This is a genomic window from Sporacetigenium mesophilum DSM 16796 (assembly GCF_059569055.1).
The window spans coordinates 39,489-58,503 of sequence record NZ_JCANUR010000017.1 but is presented as its reverse complement, the minus strand read 5'-3'; the positions used below and the strand labels follow the sequence as shown (position 1 = coordinate 58,503).

Genomic DNA, 19,015 nt, shown 5'->3' with positions numbered 1-19,015 from the left:
AATTTTCTGTTGGATGATATTTCTGCTTCTGCTTCTCGCAGACTCTTACATCCTCTTATATTCAAGTACAACATTGAATTTATATGCGATTTTGAGTCAAAGTGCTGACTTCTATAATCTCCATCGTATTTCTTTATTGTACTATTAAGAAAACTACCTCCAATTTCCTCTAGCAATTTATGAAAAACTAATTTATTATTATTAATAGTAATAGTCATAAAAAAGAACCTCCTTGTGTTTGGTTTCTGGACAAAACCATTAAACCACAAGGAGGTTCTTTTTTTCATTATTAAATTTTTTCCATTGTCAATCTGTAAGTATTTCTTTGATGCAACACTAGAAGGCTAAGCCCTATTTTTTTTAATTTATTGTTTAGTTGTATTAGAATCACCATGTTGTTTTTTATGAGAAAGTTTAGAACGTTTAGTAAGCTTAGCTTCTGTATTACCAATCTTATCTGTATCGACTATTCCTATTTCTGATCCATGTTGAAAAAACATCTTTCTTAATTCAGCATTTGATTTTGGTCTATCTTTCATACGATTTTTATTGTTATCCATAACCAAATCCTCCTAATGATCTTGATGATTTTTGTGTGTAGATATCGGTCTAGCAGTATTTTGAGCTACAGATCCTGATTTTTTTGGTCTAAGTCTAGGTGGTAGATTTAGTTCTTCACCAAGTTCTAAATTAAAATGAGGGTTTTTCTTGTCATTTCTATTAAATCTAGTTTTACAATCTTCTCTTTTATGTTTATCTCTAGCCATTATAAAATCCTCCTTTAAGAAGTTGTTATAATTAATTTAACCAATAAAGTAATGCAATATTAGGAAATTTTCTGCAAATATAAAAATAAGCTATGAATTTAAATCATAGCTTTTATTTTGAATTTTTAATGTAAAGCTTACTATCAACATATTTATCTAAAATAACTTTTATAACAGCAGCTATAGGAACTGCTATAAAAAAACCTAAAAAACCAAATAAGGCGCCTCCTATTAAGACTGCAGAAATAACCCATAATGGATCAAGACCTACAATATCTCCCATTATTTTAGGCCCGATTACATTCCCATCTAATTGTTGTAATACAAATATAAATATTACAACCCAAAATGCTTTAATTGGATCATATATTAAAGTCATAACAACTGCTGGAACAGCGCCTATAAAAGGTCCAAAATAAGGTATTACATTAGTTACCATTATTATAATAGATAATAACAAAGTATATTTTATATGTAGTAAGGATAGACCAATAAAAGCAAGTATACCTACTATCAAAGCTTCTATTGATATACCAACTAAATAACTTTGAAATATATCATGAGAAAGCTTAAATATACTAACTATATTGTTTGCCTTATTTCTAGTTGTTGTTGCGTATAATAACCTTTTAAACCCTAATCCTATTTTTTCCTTATCATTTAAAGCATATACTGATATAGTTATTCCTATTATTAAATTAAATAAATTTGAAGTTAATGCTACAGCATACAAAAGAATATCAGAAGAAACTTTGCTTAAAACTTGACCTGTCTTGCCTAATATGGAATCTATATTACTTTGTATTAAAGGTGCCGCATTATTTAAAAATTTAGATTTTGTTAATGAAGTATTTATCCATACCTGAGCTTCTCTCATATAACTAGGTAACTCTACTATTATGTTGTTTATACTAGTTAATATTGAAGGTATTATTATTCTAAATCCTATAAATAATAATATTATTACAAAGACATACACTATAGCTATATTTATTATTCTAGGCATGTTAAACTTTTTTTCTATAATCATCATAATAGGATTTATTAAAAGGGATATAAATATACCTATTAAAAACGGGCTAAAAAAAGTTAAAAATCCATCGATGCCAGATATAAAAGTTTTGGGATTATCTATAAATTTAAAAAATAAAACAGAGATAAATGCAATGAATATAGAATACTTAATATTTTCTCTAGAAAACATAACTTCCTCCTACAATTATAATAGATATAGCCTTTTATTATATTTTGGATATATATTTAATTATGGTCAACTTACAAACTATTTAACAAAATAAATATTAATTTGTTTTATAATATTTTCTTCACTTAATATAATATGTATTATATTATATTATTACTTACAGAAATAAATTATTATATAGAAATGAAAGGAAGTTTATTATGAGACTTAATAAATATATAGCTCTATGTGGTATTGCATCAAGAAGAAAAGCTGATGAATTTATAGAAAGTGGTAAAGTTGAGGCCAATGGTCAAATTGTTAAAGAGATGGGTTTTGATGTAGATGAGCATAAACATATAATAAAAGTAAATGGAAAAGTTATAAAACCACAAAAAGAGAAAATATACATAATGCTAAATAAGCCAGAAGGATATGTGACGACAGTCAAAGATCAATTTAATAGACAAAATGTAATTGATTTGATAAATGGAATAAAAGAAAGAATTTATCCTATAGGTAGATTAGATTATGAGACTAGTGGACTTTTACTTTTGACTAATGATGGAGACTTAACTTATAAACTCACTCATCCAAAACATGAAGTTAATAAAACTTACATAGCAAAAGTTGGAGGTATTCCAAATAGCTATAAAATAAAGGATTTTGAAAGTGGCTTAAAAATAGAAGACTATGTAACAGCACCAGCTAAATTCAAAATATTAGAAGTCAACCAAGACAAAAACTATAGTATATGTGAGATAAAAATCCATGAAGGTAAAAATAGACAGGTAAGAAAAATGTGTAAAGCAATAGGACATCCTGTTCTACATTTACAAAGAATAGCTATGGGCAAAGTAAGTTTATCTAACTTAGAAAAAGGAAAGTGGAGATATTTAACTAAAGAAGAATTAGATTACTTAAAATCACTATCATAAGTTTTCGGAGGAGATTAAATTGATAAAAGCTAAATATATAACTAAGGTAACGGATATAAATAAAGTTATACTTGAGAATGTTTTAAAAGAAGGAGATATAGTAGTAGATGCCACTGTTGGAAATGGATATGATACTAAGTATTTAGCTGAGAAGGTTGGAGAAAGTGGTTTTGTATATGGATTTGACGTACAACAAGTAGCTATTGACTCAAGTACAAAACTCCTTGAGAAAAATGACTTATTAAACAGAACGAAACTTATACTTGATGGACATGAAAATATAGATAATTACATAGATAAAGAAATATCTTGTGTATTATTTAATTTGGGGTATTTGCCACGTGCAGACCACTCTGTAATAACAAAACCTAATACCACTATACAAGCCATTGAAAAATCTTTAAAGTTGCTAAAGCCTCATGGAATTATAAGTATAGCTTTATATACAGGACATGAAGGTGGGTTAGAAGAAAAAAATTCAGTATATGAATACATTATGAATTTAGAACAAACTTATTTTAATGTGTTAAGATGTGATTTTATGAATCAAAAAAATAATCCACCACAACTTTTATTAATTGAAAAGAAAAAAGAGTATTAAAAAGGAGATTAATATGAATATACTTATAACTAATGACGATGGAATATTCGCAGAAGGAATAATAGAACTTGCAAAGTCAGTATCAAAAATAGCAAATGTATGTGTTGTAGCTCCTGATTCTCAAAAAAGTGCTGTAGGTCATGCTATAACAATGCATCACCCCCTAAGGGTAGTTAAAACAGATATTGGTGATAATATAGAAGCTTATGCTGTTAGCGGTACCCCTGCGGATTGTATAAAGCTTGGAATAGAAGTTATTGCAAAAGATAGAAACATAGATTTGGTTCTAAGTGGAATAAATAATGGACCTAATCTTGGAACAGATGTAATATATTCTGGAACTGTATCAGGAGCTATTGAAGGACTTGTACAAGAAAAGCCTTCTATAGCTATATCATATAATAAATTTAATGTATCAAAAGAAGTCTATAAAAAAGCTTGTGACTATATATTTACCGTTATAAAAGATATAAAAGACAAATTAAATTTACTAGATGATTGTATACTAAATATAAACATACCAGATACAGATATAAAGGGATACAAAGTGACAAAGCTAGGTAACAGAAAATACGAAAACGCATTTGAGGAAAGAGTGGATCCAATGGGTAGAAAATATTATTGGATGGGTGGAAGGTTAAGAGAGCTTCCTCAAGATCCAGATAGTGATGTAGTTGCTATTGAAGAAGGTTATATATCTATAACGCCTCTATATTTTGATTTAACAAATTACAATAAAATAAAGATATTTGATAACATTATTAAATAAATATAAATTTCAAAAATTAAAATATTATATTAACTTTTAAGACAAACTCTAGGTAATTTAAACATGTATCTAGAGTTGATTTTTGTGTATAACTTAACAAAAATATTATTATTATGAATTAATAAGTAATATTTGTAATATATAATAATGAATAAAATCTTTCAAATGAATTTTTTCAAAATTTTAGTGAATTTCAAATTGCATTTTTTAAAATATTTTGATACTATAGAATTAACAATAAATAGAAATGTTTTGTATCATTTAAGGGGGGTATTGCATTGAATAGCAAACAACTTATAATTGAAAAAAGTTGGTGCAAAGGATGTGGGATATGTATAGAGTATTGTCCCAAAAAAGTACTAGAGTTAAAAGAAGATGTAGTAGATATAATAGATATAAATAAATGCATACAATGTGGCCAATGTGAGTTAAGATGTCCTGATTATGCCATATATCTTAAAGGGCTAAATAAATAGAATAGAGATTCAAGGGGGAAATATCTAAAATGGCTAGGAAAATAAAATTGCTTCAAGGGAACGAAGCTTGCGTACATGGAGCTATATATGCAGGAATGAAGTTTTTTGCTGGTTATCCAATAACTCCATCTACCGAAATAGCTGAAGTATCAGCTGCGATGCTTCCAAGAATAGGCGGTAAGTTTATACAAATGGAAGATGAGATAGCAAGTATGGCTGCAATAATAGGGTCGTCTTTAGCCGGATTGAAATCAATGACTGCAACAAGTGGTCCAGGATTTTCTTTAAAACAAGAAAATTTAGGGTATGCTACCTTGACTGAGGTTCCTTGTGTTTTGGTAAATGTTCAAAGATCAGGACCAAGTACAGGTCTGCCAACTCAACCTTCACAAGGCGATGTTATGCAAGCTAAATGGGGAACTCATGGTGATCATCCAGTAATAGTCCTATCTCCAACTTCTGTTAGAGAGACATTTGATTTAACTGTTAAGTCATTTAATTTTTCTGAAAAATATAGAATGCCAGTAATATTACTTTTAGATGAAGTAATAGGACATATGAGAGAAAAAGTAGAACTTCCAGAGACGGGAGAATTAGAAGTTATAAATAGAAAAAAACCTAATTGTTCACCAATGGATTATAAAGCTTATGAATATACTGAAGACTTAGTTCCAGCAATGGCTAATTTTGGTGAAGGATATAGATATAATGTTACAGGACTTATGCATGATGAAACAGGTTTTCCTACTAACAGTACTAAAGAAACTGAAAAATTAATTACTAGATTAATGAATAAGGTAAGTGAAAATTTAGATGATATACTAATCTACGAAGAATATTTAGTAGATGATTGCGACGTATTATTTGTAACATTTGGATGTATGGCTAGATCTTCAAAAGAAGCTGTAAATATGTTAAGACAAGAAGGTGTAAAAGCTGGAATGTTTGTAGTAAAAACAATTTGGCCATTCCCAGAAGAAAAAGTAAATGAATTAAGTAAAAAAGTTAACTTAATATTTGTTCCTGAAATGAATTTAGGGCAAATGATATTAGAAGTTCAAAGAGTTTCAGATAAAGATTGTTGTATTCATGGAATAAATAAAGCTAATGGGGATATAATCACGCCTGAAGATATAATAGTAAGTGTTAAGGAGGTGCATCAATGCCAAGTTCAATAATAAAAAATAATTTTAGAACGGATAGATTACCTCATATATGGTGTCCTGGATGCGGACATGGCATTTTAATGAGATCTATAGGAGTAGCTATACAAGAACTAGGTTTAGATAAAGATAAGGTTTGTATAGTTTCTGGTATTGGATGTTCCTCAAGGGCAGCTGGTTATTTAGACTTTAATACACTTCATACTACCCACGGAAGAGCTTTAGCTTTTGCTACTGGGCTTAAGCTTGCAAATCCTGACTTACATGTAATAGTTATAAGTGGAGATGGAGACTCTACAGCTATAGGTGGAAATCATTTAATACATGCTTGTAGAAGAAACATAGATATAACTACTATTGTATTTAATAATAATATATACGGAATGACAGGGGGACAATTTTCACCTACTACTCCAACTAATGACTTAGCAACAACTGCTCCATTTGGAAATATAGATAAGCCATTTGATATATGTAACCTTGCTTGTGGCGCAGGTGCTACGTATGTGGCAAGGTCAACTGCATATCATGCTAAAAAAATGATAGACTATGTAAAAACAGGTATATCTCACAAAGGCTTTTCATTAATAGAAGGGGTAAGTATTTGTCCAACTTACTACGGAAGAAAAAATAAAAAAGGGTCTGCAGTATCATTGATGAATTTACTTAAAGATAACTATATTGACATAAAATTAAAAGATAAACTTCCTCAGGAAAAATTAGATGGGAAAATGTTTATGGGGGAATTTAAAAATGAAATAGCTCCAGAATATATTGAGGAATATCAAAAAATAATAGATCGTTTTATAGAAAAATAATATAGTTGCTTTAATAGGGGGATAAACAATGAAAAAGGAAATAAGATTAAGTGGTTCAGGCGGTCAAGGTCTTATACTTGCAGGTATTATTCTTGCTGAAGGTGCCATAATGTCAAAATTAAATGCGGTACAAAGTCAATCTTATGGACCAGAAGCTAGAGGCGGTGCAAGTAAGTCAGAGGTCATATTATGTGATGAAGAAATAAACTTTCCAAAAGTTAGAAAGCCAGATATGTTGTTATCATTAACACAAAAATCTTATAATGAGTATTCTAAAGATTTAAGAGAAGATGGTATACTAATAGTAGATTCTTCAATTAAGTTAAATTCAAATTTAAATATTAAGAATACATATGAAATACCAATAATAAAAACTGCAAGAGAGTCAATTGGTAGGGAAATGGTTTCAAATATTGTTGCTTTGGGAGCAATCGGAGAAGTTTTAGATATAATAAACAAAGAAAATCTAAAAAAAGCTATATTAGGTAGAGTTCCAAAGGGAACAGAAGAATTAAATATTAGAGCATTTGAAGAAGGTGCTTTGTTAATAAAAAATATTTAAAAACTAATGAAAAAAGGAGATATGCATATGACATCACAAGACGGTAAACACCTTATATCTAATATCCAGTCTCAATATCCTAAGTTAAGTAAAGGTCAGAAGTTAATAGCTCAATATATTTTATCAAATTATGATAAAGCTGCTTTTATGACAGCATCTAAACTAGGTGAAACAGTAGGAGTTAGTGAATCTACAGTAGTTAGATTTGCCAATGTTTTAGGATTTAGTGGCTATCCTAAGCTTCAAGCTTCACTTCAAGAACTCATAAAAAACAAATTAACTACGGTGCAAAGAGTTGAAATGGCAAATGAGTATTCTAGTGATAATATTATACTTAACAAGGTGTTAAAAAGTGATATAGAAAATATAAGAGAAACTTTAGAAGAAATGGACGAACAAGTATTTCAAGAATCTGTAAATAAAGTACTTAATGCCAGAAAAATATATATAATAGGAATGAGAAGTTCGTTTGCTATAGCTCAATATCTAGGATTTTATCTTAATGTAATATTAGATAATGTTCATGTTGTTAGAGCTGACATAGGAGATGTTTATGAACAGATGGTAAGAATAAATGAAAATGATGTAGTTATAGCTATGAGTTTTCCTAGATATTCAAAGAAAACTTATCAAATTGTAAGCTATGCTAAATCTAAAGGTGCTAAGATAATATCTATGACAGATAGTTTATTTGCGCCTGTATCTTCACTATCTCACCATACACTATTGATGAAAAGTAATATGGCATCCTTTGTTGACTCGTTAGTTGCACCTTTAAGTGTCGCAAATGCGCTCATAATAGCTGTAGGTATGAGAGAAAAAGAAGAAATTAAATCTTATTTTGATGATTTAGAACACATTTGGAAACAATACGATATATACGAATAAAAAAACCTTTCTAAGTTAACTTAGAAAGGTTTTTTTTAAGTAACAAACCTGATTTTTAAGGTTTTGTATACATGAAAAAGGCAAATTTTTATTTTAATAAGTAACTTATATTAAAATATTACAAAAAATGGTGTATAATGTTTTTTTAGTTGGTATAAAAATATTATACAGATTTATCATATAAGGAGGACATAATGAATACTTTTTACATAGTAAGACACGGAGAAACTCAATGGAATATACAAGGAAAGACACAAGGACATGGAGATTCAAATTTAACCGAAAAAGGAATAGATCAAGCACGAAGACTAGCTAAGCACTTGGATAAATATCCTATAGACTATATATATAGCAGCGATTTAGGAAGAGCAACACAAACGGCTAAAATAATAGGTAGTGAATTCAATAAAGATGTAGTATATACAGAAGAATTAAGAGAGATGAGCTTTGGAAAGTGGGAAGGCTTAACTATCCAAGAAATACAGCAAGGATATGGAGATGTATACAAAACATGGAGAAATGAACCTCATAAAGCCGAAATACCAAATGGAGAAAAATTAGAACTATTAAAAGAAAGACTTTTAAATTGTATAGAAGATATAAATAAAAAACATAAAAATTCTCATATTGTTTTAGTGTCTCATTCTATGTCTGTGAGAATAATGATACTTAGTCTTATTGGATCTGATTTAAGTAATATATATAGAATAAAACAAGATAATACTGCTCTTAACATAGTTGAAATAAGAGATTACGGTCCTGTTGTTGTAAAGATAAATGATACAAGCCATTTAGATGGAATTAATACAGTTTCAAATTCAGCATTAGAATAAATTTATGAAAAAGGTGAGAATATGGGTAAAATAATAGTTGTAGGTGCAGGCCCATCAGGTATGTTATCTGCTATTTCAGCTTCTAAAAAACATGATGTTATTTTAATAGAGAAAAATAATGAGTTAGGTAAAAAATTAAAAATAACTGGTGGCGGTAGATGTAATATAACTAATAAAAGGGATATAGAAGAATTTTTTGAAAAAATCGTTACAAATCCAAAATTTTTATATAGTAGTTTTTACAATTTTACAAATGAAGATTTATTAAGCTACTTTAAAAAGAATAAGCTTAAGTACAAAGTGGAAGAAGATAATAAAGTTTATCCCGAAGAGGACAAATCTACACAAGTTATAGATATATTAAGAAGTGATCTTATAAAAAATAATGTCAATATATTATATCAAAGAAGCGTTAGAGATTTAATAATAGAAGATAATAAAATAAAAGGTGTAAAACTAGATAATGATGATATTTTAAAATGTGATAAAGTAATTATAGCTACAGGAGGAAGAAGTTATCCAAAGACAGGTTCAAGTGGTGAAATATTCAATATACTTGAAAAATACGGGCATAATATTAAAGAGTTATATCCGGCGCTTATACCATTAACAGTAAAAGAAAATTGGGTAAAATCCCTACAAGGTATATCTCTTCAAGATATAACAATTTATTGTAAAATAAAAAACAAAAAAATATCAATTAATGGTGATATACTATTTGCTCACTTTGGTATAACAGGGCCTGCTGTTTTAAATATATCTTCATATATAACTAAACATCTAAAAAAACAAAACATCGAGCTTGTATTGGACTTAATACCTAATATTTCTAAAGAAAAATTGTCTAATATGCTAAAATCAAGTATAAGCAAAAATGTTCAAAATAATTTAAAAGGCATATTAACTCAAAATTTTATAAAACAAGTTTTTTGTAATTTAGGCATAAATGATAAAAAAGCTAGTGAGTTAACTAAGATTGAAGAAAAATCTATAATAGAAAGTCTAAAAGAAATGAAACTAACTTGTATAGGTACAAGAAGTATAGATGAAGCTATTATTACCTCTGGAGGCGTAGATACAAAAGAAATAAACTCATCTAATATGGAGTCTAAGGTAATTAAAGGTCTTTTCTTTTGTGGTGAAGCTATAGATATAGATGCCCAAACTGGAGGATACAACTTGCAAATAGCATTTTCAACTGGATATCTTGCTGGTACAAGTGTTTAGTTTCTGATATAATCTAAATATTGTGATGGTGATTATTATATGAGAGTTTTAGCTGTAAGAGGTGCAACTACTGTTGAAAGTAATGTAAAAGAAGAAATTCTAGAAGAAACTGCAAAACTAATAAGTTCTATATTGAAAAATAACAATATAAATCAAGAAGATATAATAAGTATCATATTTACTATGACTAAGGACTTAGATGCAGCCTACCCTTCTATTGCAGTAAGGGAGATGCTATGTATAACTGATGTTCCGCTTTTAAACTTTGAAGAAAAGTATATAGTTGGAAGTTTACAAAAATGTATAAGAGTTCTTATAAATATAAATACCTCTAAACAAAAAAAAGATATCAAACATATATATCTAAATGAAGCTATTAACCTAAGAAAAGACCTTATACATAACAAGGAGGACTAATTATGGAGAATATAATTATAGCAGTAGATGGACCAGCAGGTGCAGGAAAAAGTACAGTAGCTAAAATAATAGGAGAAAGATTAAATATCGACTATATAGATACTGGTGCTATGTATAGAGCTCTTACTTATAAAGCTTTGACTAGTGATATAGATATTAATAATGAAGAAGCCATTATAGACGTAGCTAAAGATACCGAAATAGATTTTAAAAATAATAATATTTATTTAGATGGTAAAATAGTAAATACAGAAATAAGAACACCAGAAGTTAGCAATAACGTATCAAAAGTTGCTCAAATAAAAGAAGTCAGAGAACTTATGGTAGATATACAAAGAAAAATTGGTCAAAAACATTCAGTTATATTAGATGGAAGAGATATAGGTTCTTATGTATTTCCTAACGCTCACTGTAAGTTTTTCTTAACTGCCAGTGCGGAAGAAAGAGGAAAAAGAAGATATAAAGAGTTAAAAGATAAAGGATATAATATAAACCTTGAAGAAATAATACAAGACATAAAAAATAGAGACAAAATGGATTCTACTAGAGAGTTCGCTCCTCTTATAAAGGTGGACGGTGCCGAGGAAATAGATACAAGTTCTAAAAATATAAGAGATGTTGTAGATGAAATAATAAACAAGATATATGAAAATAAAAAGAAGAAGTAGTAGCCAATTTTTTAGATAGGGTGGGATGATTGTGACTTTTTACAATGGTGTAAGGAATGTTGTTGCATTTTTTGCTAGAATATTGTTTGTTATAGAAGTTAAGGGGCTTGAGAATATACCTAAAGAAGGTTCTGTCATATTAGCTGCAAATCACAAATCAAATTTAGATCCAGTTTTTATCGCCGTTGCTGTAAAAACAAGAGATATATCTGCCATTGCAAAAAAGGAATTATTTAGTTTTAAACCTCTTGGATATTTGTTTAAAAAATTAAATGTTATACCAATAAATAGAGATAATCCAGATATTAGTACTCTAAAGACGGTTATTAAACAGTTAAGAGAAGGTAAAGCAATAGGTATATTTCCTGAAGGAAGACGATATACAGGACCTGATGAATGTGGTAAAGCAAAATCAGGGCTTGCTATGTTTGCTATAAAAGGAAAAGCTCCTGTTGTTCCTATATCAATAATAAGTAACTATAAGTTATTTAACAAAGTAATTGTATATATAGACAAGCCTATATCATTTGAAGATTATTATAAAGAAAAGCTAATTAATGAAGATTATGATAGATTATCTAATGAAGTAATGTCAATTATCAAAAAAAATATTTTTAAAAACAGATTTTAAGGGAGATGAGTGTTTTGAAGGTAAAAATAGCTTCTAATGCGGGGTTTTGCTTTGGGGTTAAAAGAGCAATGACAATGGCCTGGCATGAACTTGAAAAAAATGAAGATACAATATACTCACTAGGTCCTCTTATACATAATAATCAAGCTGTACAAAAGTATGAAAAAAAAGGACTTAAAACTATAAGTTCTATAGAGGACGTTGGTCATAAATCCAATATAATAATACGTTCTCACGGTGTAAGCGAAGAAATATATAATAAAGCTAGAGAAAATGACATAAATATAATGGATGCTACTTGTCCTTTCGTAAAAAAAATACACGAAATAGCAAACAGGTATTATAAAGATGGTTATAAGATAATAATAATAGGAGATTCTAAACATCCAGAGGTTATAGGTATAAATGGATGGTGTAATAATGAAGCTATCATAATAAAAACACTAGAAGATTTAAAAATAGTTAATTTTGATAATAATCAAAACTATTGTGTAGTTGCTCAGACTACAATAAATGTAAACTTATATGATAAGATAGTTGATGAAATGTCAAAACAACTAAAAAATATAGTTCTTCATAATACTATATGTTCAGCTACAAAAGTAAGACAAGAAGCTGCAAAAGAACTATCAAAAGAAGTTGAAGCTATGGTTGTTATAGGTGGAAAGCATAGTTCTAATACTCAGAAGTTAGTTCAAATTTGTGAAGAAAATGCTCCAACATTTGCAATTGAAACAAAAGATGACCTTAGTGTAAATGATTTGAAAAAATATGATTACATAGGTATAACAGCAGGAGCTTCTACTCCTAATTGGATAATAGATGATGTTGTTAATTACCTACAAAATATATAGTTAAAAGGGGTTGTATTAATATGGATATGATGGATATGAATGAGTTATTAAAAATGGAGGAATATTCATTTAGAAACAATATAGGAAAGGGCGACATAGTAAAAGGTACTATAATAGGAAAAAAAAATGATGAATATTATGTAAGCTTTGGTTACAAAATCGATGGAATACTTCCTATTAGTGAAGTAAATGAAGATGTTGAGCTTAATATTGATGATAAAGTAGATTTAATAGTTATAAATAAATCATCTGATGAAGTTATATTATCTCAAGTTAAGGCTGAAGAGATTAATACATGGAATAACTTGAAAATTGGAAATGTTATAGATGTAACTATAGTAGATAAAAATAACAGTGGACTTATAGGTAAATATAAAGGTATCAGAGGATTTATACCTCTTAGCCATATAAATACAAGGTTCACTAGAGAAGTAAACTTTGATGATTATAAAAACAAAAAATTTAAATCTGAAGTATTAGATGTTGATAGCAGAAAAAATAAACTTGTAGTTTCTATTAAAAATATACTTATGAAAGAAGAAACACAAAGAAAAAATGTTGCTATAGAAAGTTTAAATGAAAATGAAGTTTACGGAGGAATAATAAAAGATGTTAAAGAATATGGAATATTTGTAGATATAAACGGAATAGTTGGACTTGTTCATAAATCTGAAGCATCATGGAATAGAAATGAAGACCCTACTAAATCATTTAATAAAGGCGATAAAGTAAAAGTTAAAGTTTTATCTTTTGATAAAGAAAAAGAAAGATTATCATTGAGTATAAAAGCTCTACAAAAGAATCCATGGGAAACATTTATAGAAAATTATGAGGTTGGAGATATTATAGAAGGTAAAATTAGAAGCATAAAAGATTATGGTATATTTGTAACTATAGATAATCTAATGGATGGATTTGTTCATATATCTAATTTATCATATGAATTTGTAAAAAGTGCAAAAGATATTGTTAAAGTTGGAGAAGAAGTTAAAGCTAAAATACTTAGTATAGATTTATCTAGCCATAGAATCGAATTATCAATGCTTGGTGTTAATGAAGAACAATAGGTTAAATAAAAATAAGTCTAGTAATTATACTAACTAGACTTATTTTTATTATCTAAATATTTATAATTTGGATTTTTCAGGCAAAATATTTTTTTGACATATTTAATTATCGTTATTAATATGATATACTATTAGTACCAGGTAATAATACGAGGAGGTAATAATAAGTATGAATATAAAAGATCTTAGAGATTTGATACTTACTATAGATAAAACAAGTATAACTAAGTTAGATCTAGAATTAGATAATCTTAAATTAAGTGTAAGCAAAGAACAAGTTTTTGTTGAATCAAAAGGGGATGTAATTAGTAGAAGTGTAATTACAGAAGATACATCTATACAAGAAGAAGTATCTATAGAAAATAATGCTAATGAAGACTTGTACATAGTTAAAGCGCCTATAATGGGTACGTTTTACTCATCTTCTTCTCCAACTGAACCTCCATTTGTTAAAGTAGGTGATATCATAAGCGAAGGTTCTACTTTATGCATACTAGAAGCTATGAAGCTTATGAATGAGGTACAAAGTGATGTAAAAGGTGAAATAATAGAAGTATTAGTTAAAAATGAAGATTTGGTTGAATACGATCAGCCAATTTTTAAAATAAGATTGTCGTAAATTAATTATAGGAGGCGACTATATGATAAAAAAATTACTTGTCGCTAATAGGGGCGAAATAGCAATTAGAATAATAAGATCTTGTAAAGAAATGGGAATAAAAACCGTTGCTATATACTCTGTGGCTGATAAAGATTCACTACACAGATACCTAGCTGACGAATCTATATGCATAGGTCCTAATAATGTAAGTAAAAGTTATAATAATATAGACAATATAATATATCTAGCTCTAAAAATGAAATGTGATGCTATACACCCAGGATTTGGTTTTCTATCAGAAAACTATGATTTCGCTAAAAGATGTTATGAAAATGGGATAATATTTGTAGGTCCTCATTATGATCAAATAACATTAATGGGAGACAAAGCTAAAGCTAGAGATACAATGATAAAAGCTAATGTCCCTGTAGTACCTGGCTCTCCAGGAATTATAAAGGACCTTGAGGATGCAGTTAATGTGGCAAAAGAAATAGGCTACCCTGTACTTGTTAAGGCATCTAGTGGCGGCGGTGGAAAAGGTATGAGAATAGCTTACGATGAAGAAGAACTATTGTCAAACTTTAACATAGCTAGGTCAGAAGCCTTATCTTCTTTTGGAAACGATGAAATGTATATGGAAAAATATATAGAAAATCCTCGCCATATAGAAGTTCAAGTATTTGGAGACCACTATGGCAATGTTGTACACTTTGGAGATAGAGATTGTTCAATGCAAAGAAGAAACCAAAAAGTTATAGAGGAATGTTTAACTCCTTTTCTAAATAAAGAAGAACAATCTAAATTATATGAAGCTGCAGTAAAAGCTGCTAAGGATATAAACTATATAGGGGCCGGTACAGTAGAATTTATAGTTGATCAAGATAGGAATTTCTACTTTATAGAAATGAATACTAGGATACAGGTTGAACACCCTATAACAGAAATGATAACAAGTATTGATTTAATAAAATTACAGCTTGAAATAGCTAATAATAAAGCTATACCTTTCAAACAAGAAGATATTATATTTAATGGTCATGCAATAGAGTGTAGAATAAATGCTGAAGATCCATCTCAAAATTTTAGACCTTGTCCAGGTAAAATAGAATCTATCTATACACCAGGAGGATTTGGGGTAAGATTTGACACCTTTGTATATCCAGGGTACACTATTCCACCTTTGTATGACTCTATGATAGGCAAATTAATATGTTGGGGTAAAGATAGAGATGAATGTATATCTAGAATGAATAGAGCACTAGATGAACTTATGATTGAAGGTGTCGTTACTAATATAGAGTTCCAAAAGGAACTTATAAACTCTGAAGAATTTAAAAATAACACTCATCATACTAAATTTATAGAAACTATATTCTTAGATAGAGTTAGTCAGTTTAGAGGTGAATAATTATGATAAAAAAATTATTATCTAATAAAGAAAAAAATTACGCTACGGTTCCTATAGAAAAAAGATTTAAAGATAACAGTGTTGATGAAAGATTTTGGATTCACTGTAGTGGATGTAATGCCTATATGTTTAAAAAAGATATAGAGGAAAATCTAGATGTTTGCCCTAAATGTGGCCATCACTATAAGTTTACTGCAAGAAAAAGAATTGATTTAGTTATAGATGAAGGTACATTTGTTGAAATTGGCAAAGAATTTGAATCTAACAATATATTAGATTTTCCTGAATATAGTGAAAAACTAGAATTAGCTAAAGTTAAGAGCAAAGAAAATGATGCTGTCATAACAGGCCATGGAAAGATAAATGGTATAGATGTAGCACTTTGTGTTATGAATCCTGATTTTATGATGGGAAGTATGGGTTTTGTAGTTGGTGAAAAGATAACTAACTCTGTAGAGTACGCTATACAAAATAAGTTACCTGTTATAATCTTTTGCGCTTCAGGTGGAGCAAGAATGCAAGAAGGAATAGTTTCTTTGATGCAAATGGCTAAAACTTCTCAGGTTTTAAGTAAGCTTGCTGATAACAATTTACCGTATATAGCAATTCTAACAGATCCTACTACAGGTGGGGTTACAGCTAGTTTTGCAATGCTTGGAGATATAATAATCGGTGAGCCTAATGCTTTAATAGGCTTTGCAGGTCCTAGAGTTATAGAGCAAACTATAAAGCAGAAACTACCTGAAGGGTTTCAAAGTTCTGAGTTTTTATTAGAGCATGGTTTTGTAGATATAGTAGTTAGTAGACTACAAATGAAAGAAACCCTATACGATGTATTAAAAATGCATAATTTTTAATTTAAGGAGGGCTCAAGGTGAGTAATATAGGATTAGATAAGCCCATTTTAGAACTTCAAACTAAAATACAAGAATTCCAAAAGTTATCTCAAGAAACAGGTTTAGATTTATCTAATGAAATAGACTCTCTAAATAAAAAATTAGATGAGTTAAAGAACAAAGCGTATGTAAACTTAGATCCATGGCAAAAGGTCACTTTAAGTAGAGCCATGGATAGACCTACTACAAAAGATTATATACAAAATATATGTTCAGAATTTATAGAACTGCACGGGGATAGACTTTATAAAGATGATAAAGCTATTATTGGTGGAATCGGCGTTATAGATAATATAAATGTCACTATTATAGGTCATCAAAAGGGAAAAGATATTAAAGATAATATAGAAAGAAACTTTGGTATGCCACATCCAGAAGGATATAGAAAGGCTTTAAGGCTTATGAAACAAGCTGAAAAGTTCAATAGACCTATAATAACATTTATAGATACTCCTGGTGCATTTTGTGGGCTTGAAGCTGAAGAAAGAGGCCAAGGTGAAGCTATAGCTAGAAACTTATTAGAAATGAGTAGTCTTTCTGTGCCTGTAATATCGGTGGTTATAGGAGAAGGTGGAAGTGGTGGAGCACTAGGCCTTGGTGTTTCTAATAAAATAGCAATGCTTGAAAACTCAGTATACTCTGTTATATCTCCGGAAGGTTTATCTAGTATATTATTTAAAGATTCTAGTAAATCTGCACAAGCTGCTAGAGTAATGAAAATGACTAGCCAGGATTTAATGGAATTTGAAGTAATTGATACAATAATAAAAGAACCTCTTTGTGGAGCTCAAACCGATGTTGAATCTACTTCATTAGCTATAAAAGAATATCTAGTGGATGAATTAAATCAATTAATGAAGCTGAGTAAAGATGATATAATAAACCAAAGGTATGAGAAGTTTAGAAACATAGGAAAGTCTGTATATAATATATAAATGCATATTCAATAAGAGGATTTAATAATTTGCTGTAGAATTATATAGTTAAAGAATAGATCTTTAAATTTATTGCTATACTAAATGTAGAAAAGTATATTATAACTAACTAAGAGGGGGATAATTACATGGAAGTATTAAAAGTTTCATCTAAATCTAATCCAAATTCTGTAGCGGGTGCTTTAGCAGGGGTTTTAAGAGAAAAAGGATCAGCTGAAATTCAAGCAATAGGTGCTGGAGCTTTAAATCAAGCTGTTAAGGCAGTGGCAATAGCAAGAGGTTTTGTAGCTCCAAGTGGCATGAATTTAATATGCATACCAGCATTTACTGACGTTGAAATAGATGGTGAAGAAAGAACAGCAATAAAGCTTATAGTAGAACCTAGATAATAAGTAAAAGAATCTCTTTAAGAGGTTCTTTTTTATTTTCAATTTTTGAAATGGAGAAATTATTATATGTAACCAATTAGAGGTATTATATGATAAAGTTTTTGACTAAATATCCAGAACCATATAAGTATCTGTGCTTAGTTGGATTCTATAAACGAAATTTCATTTCCAAATAGTATATTACCGTTCTAATATCTATAGTTACATCAGTAATTACATTGATTATTGATCATTAATCATATTTTATCAATAATACTAATAAGAGCATAGATACTTATAATAATAAAAATTTAATAAAAGTATTTTTATTAAATAATAAGAACAAATGTTTGCACAAGCAAAAAAGGGCACTTGAATGATATTTTTAACCAAAATATAACTAGTTTTTAAATGTATATTTAGGGAATAGTTATATATAATCAAATTTTAATCATGCATAATCAGTCTTTTTTATGTATTTATTGTATTTTTATAAAAAACTCGTTTGTAGCTTTATATTTTTTATTTTACTAAATAATTTTACAAGTTTATATTTTTTTACCTTTCATATTTTATAATGTTTTTTATTGATTAACACTTAATTTATTACTGCAATTTATCTAAATTAACTTAAAACATTATGCATTATTGAAAAACCAACATTTTATTATTATTATTAATGTTTTATATTTTATCTATAGATTTGCTTCTTAGTTTTTTATTTAATTTATTTTATTCTAGATATTTTATCCTTAATTAATCTTTATATATTGACTCACTTGAACTTATTTTACATTTAATATTTCTGCTTATTTAACATTTTGATTTTATACACCATATCCTTAATATCTATTTGATCTTTCTTTAGTTTAATATGCCCTTTTTACATTTATTAAACATACGTTCGATAAAATTTAAGGTATAGTTGTACATAATTAAACAATG

The 19,015-nt window shown here is 28.6% G+C and carries 24 protein-coding genes; 20 read left to right on the top strand and 4 right to left on the bottom strand.

Features of this window, described 5'->3' with window-relative positions; all coding sequences use genetic code 11:
- The 4 genes from BS62_RS12585 to BS62_RS12570 form a co-directional block, all read right to left on the bottom strand.
- Positions 1-218: DUF4372 domain-containing protein (locus tag BS62_RS12585; protein WP_496491631.1), on the bottom strand; the 218-nt coding region annotated here is incomplete at its 3' end.
- A gap of 147 nt (positions 219-365) precedes the next feature.
- Positions 366-560 carry a hypothetical protein gene (locus BS62_RS12580; protein WP_496491630.1) on the bottom strand — a complete coding sequence of 65 codons (195 nt, stop codon included), beginning with the start codon at positions 558-560 and terminating at the stop codon, positions 366-368.
- A 12-nt stretch (positions 561-572) separates the two neighbouring features.
- Positions 573-767 carry a hypothetical protein gene (locus BS62_RS12575; protein ID WP_496491629.1) on the bottom strand — a complete coding sequence of 65 codons (195 nt, stop codon included), beginning with the start codon at positions 765-767 and terminating at the stop codon, positions 573-575.
- Between the two features lie 112 nt (positions 768-879).
- Positions 880-1,971, bottom strand: a complete 1,092-nt coding sequence (locus BS62_RS12570) for an AI-2E family transporter (RefSeq protein ID WP_496491628.1) — start codon at positions 1,969-1,971, stop codon at positions 880-882.
- Positions 1,972-2,171: 200 nt separating this feature from the next.
- On the opposite strand from BS62_RS12570, the gene BS62_RS12565 reads away from it, so the two are divergent.
- The 20 genes from BS62_RS12565 to BS62_RS12470 all read left to right on the top strand — a co-directional run bounded on the left by BS62_RS12565 (position 2,172) and on the right by BS62_RS12470 (position 18,091).
- Complete coding sequence (locus BS62_RS12565) at positions 2,172-2,888, top strand: pseudouridine synthase (RefSeq protein ID WP_496491627.1); 717 nt, start codon at positions 2,172-2,174, stop codon at positions 2,886-2,888.
- A 19-nt stretch (positions 2,889-2,907) separates the two neighbouring features.
- The gene (gene mnmM, locus BS62_RS12560) at positions 2,908-3,489 is read left to right on the top strand and encodes a tRNA 5-(aminomethyl)-2-thiouridylate-methyltransferase MnmM (protein WP_496491626.1); all 582 of its coding nucleotides are present in this window, start codon (positions 2,908-2,910) and stop codon (positions 3,487-3,489) included.
- A gap of 13 nt (positions 3,490-3,502) precedes the next feature.
- Positions 3,503-4,258 (top strand): 5'/3'-nucleotidase SurE, encoded by a 756-nt coding sequence (surE, locus tag BS62_RS12555; RefSeq protein ID WP_496491625.1) that lies wholly within the window; start codon positions 3,503-3,505, stop codon positions 4,256-4,258.
- A gap of 278 nt (positions 4,259-4,536) precedes the next feature.
- Complete coding sequence (locus BS62_RS12550) at positions 4,537-4,734, top strand: 4Fe-4S binding protein (RefSeq protein WP_496491624.1); 198 nt, start codon at positions 4,537-4,539, stop codon at positions 4,732-4,734.
- Positions 4,735-4,763: 29 nt separating this feature from the next.
- Positions 4,764-5,912, top strand: a complete 1,149-nt coding sequence (locus tag BS62_RS12545) for a 2-oxoacid:acceptor oxidoreductase subunit alpha (protein ID WP_496491623.1) — start codon at positions 4,764-4,766, stop codon at positions 5,910-5,912.
- The gene (locus BS62_RS12540; RefSeq protein WP_496491622.1) at positions 5,897-6,715 is read left to right on the top strand and encodes a 2-oxoacid:ferredoxin oxidoreductase subunit beta; all 819 of its coding nucleotides are present in this window, start codon (positions 5,897-5,899) and stop codon (positions 6,713-6,715) included. The genes BS62_RS12545 and BS62_RS12540 overlap by 16 nt, the downstream gene beginning before the upstream one ends.
- A 28-nt stretch (positions 6,716-6,743) precedes the next feature.
- Complete coding sequence (locus BS62_RS12535; RefSeq protein ID WP_496491621.1) at positions 6,744-7,277, top strand: 2-oxoacid:acceptor oxidoreductase family protein; 534 nt, start codon at positions 6,744-6,746, stop codon at positions 7,275-7,277.
- A 27-nt stretch (positions 7,278-7,304) separates the two neighbouring features.
- Entirely contained in the window at positions 7,305-8,165 is an 861-nt protein-coding gene (locus BS62_RS12530; protein ID WP_496491620.1) for a MurR/RpiR family transcriptional regulator, read from the top strand.
- Between the two features lie 191 nt (positions 8,166-8,356).
- Positions 8,357-8,998 carry a histidine phosphatase family protein gene (locus tag BS62_RS12525; RefSeq protein WP_496491632.1) on the top strand — a complete coding sequence of 214 codons (642 nt, stop codon included), beginning with the start codon at positions 8,357-8,359 and terminating at the stop codon, positions 8,996-8,998.
- A gap of 21 nt (positions 8,999-9,019) precedes the next feature.
- On the top strand, positions 9,020-10,225 hold the full coding sequence (locus tag BS62_RS12520) for a BaiN/RdsA family NAD(P)/FAD-dependent oxidoreductase (RefSeq protein ID WP_496491619.1): 1,206 nt from the start codon (positions 9,020-9,022) through the stop codon (positions 10,223-10,225).
- A 39-nt stretch (positions 10,226-10,264) separates the two neighbouring features.
- Positions 10,265-10,642, top strand: a complete 378-nt coding sequence (gene aroH, locus BS62_RS12515; RefSeq protein WP_496491618.1) for a chorismate mutase — start codon at positions 10,265-10,267, stop codon at positions 10,640-10,642.
- 2 nt (positions 10,643-10,644) lie between these two features.
- Positions 10,645-11,310, top strand: a complete 666-nt coding sequence (cmk, locus tag BS62_RS12510; protein ID WP_496491617.1) for a (d)CMP kinase — start codon at positions 10,645-10,647, stop codon at positions 11,308-11,310.
- 31 nt (positions 11,311-11,341) lie between these two features.
- Positions 11,342-11,941, top strand: a complete 600-nt coding sequence (locus BS62_RS12505; RefSeq protein ID WP_496491616.1) for a lysophospholipid acyltransferase family protein — start codon at positions 11,342-11,344, stop codon at positions 11,939-11,941.
- A gap of 14 nt (positions 11,942-11,955) precedes the next feature.
- Complete coding sequence (locus BS62_RS12500) at positions 11,956-12,795, top strand: 4-hydroxy-3-methylbut-2-enyl diphosphate reductase (protein WP_496491615.1); 840 nt, start codon at positions 11,956-11,958, stop codon at positions 12,793-12,795.
- A 20-nt stretch (positions 12,796-12,815) separates the two neighbouring features.
- Positions 12,816-13,862, top strand: coding sequence for a 30S ribosomal protein S1 (locus BS62_RS12495; RefSeq protein WP_496491614.1), 1,047 nt, complete (start codon positions 12,816-12,818; stop codon positions 13,860-13,862).
- A gap of 169 nt (positions 13,863-14,031) precedes the next feature.
- Complete coding sequence (accB, locus tag BS62_RS12490; protein WP_496491613.1) at positions 14,032-14,481, top strand: acetyl-CoA carboxylase biotin carboxyl carrier protein; 450 nt, start codon at positions 14,032-14,034, stop codon at positions 14,479-14,481.
- A gap of 22 nt (positions 14,482-14,503) precedes the next feature.
- Entirely contained in the window at positions 14,504-15,871 is a 1,368-nt protein-coding gene (gene accC, locus BS62_RS12485) for an acetyl-CoA carboxylase biotin carboxylase subunit (RefSeq protein WP_496491612.1), read from the top strand.
- 2 nt (positions 15,872-15,873) lie between these two features.
- Positions 15,874-16,728, top strand: coding sequence for an acetyl-CoA carboxylase, carboxyltransferase subunit beta (gene accD / locus BS62_RS12480; protein WP_496491611.1), 855 nt, complete (start codon positions 15,874-15,876; stop codon positions 16,726-16,728).
- Between the two features lie 17 nt (positions 16,729-16,745).
- Entirely contained in the window at positions 16,746-17,702 is a 957-nt protein-coding gene (locus tag BS62_RS12475) for an acetyl-CoA carboxylase carboxyltransferase subunit alpha (protein ID WP_496491610.1), read from the top strand.
- A gap of 128 nt (positions 17,703-17,830) precedes the next feature.
- On the top strand, positions 17,831-18,091 hold the full coding sequence (locus BS62_RS12470; protein WP_490140854.1) for a stage V sporulation protein S: 261 nt from the start codon (positions 17,831-17,833) through the stop codon (positions 18,089-18,091).
- Positions 18,092-19,015 lie beyond the last annotated feature (924 nt).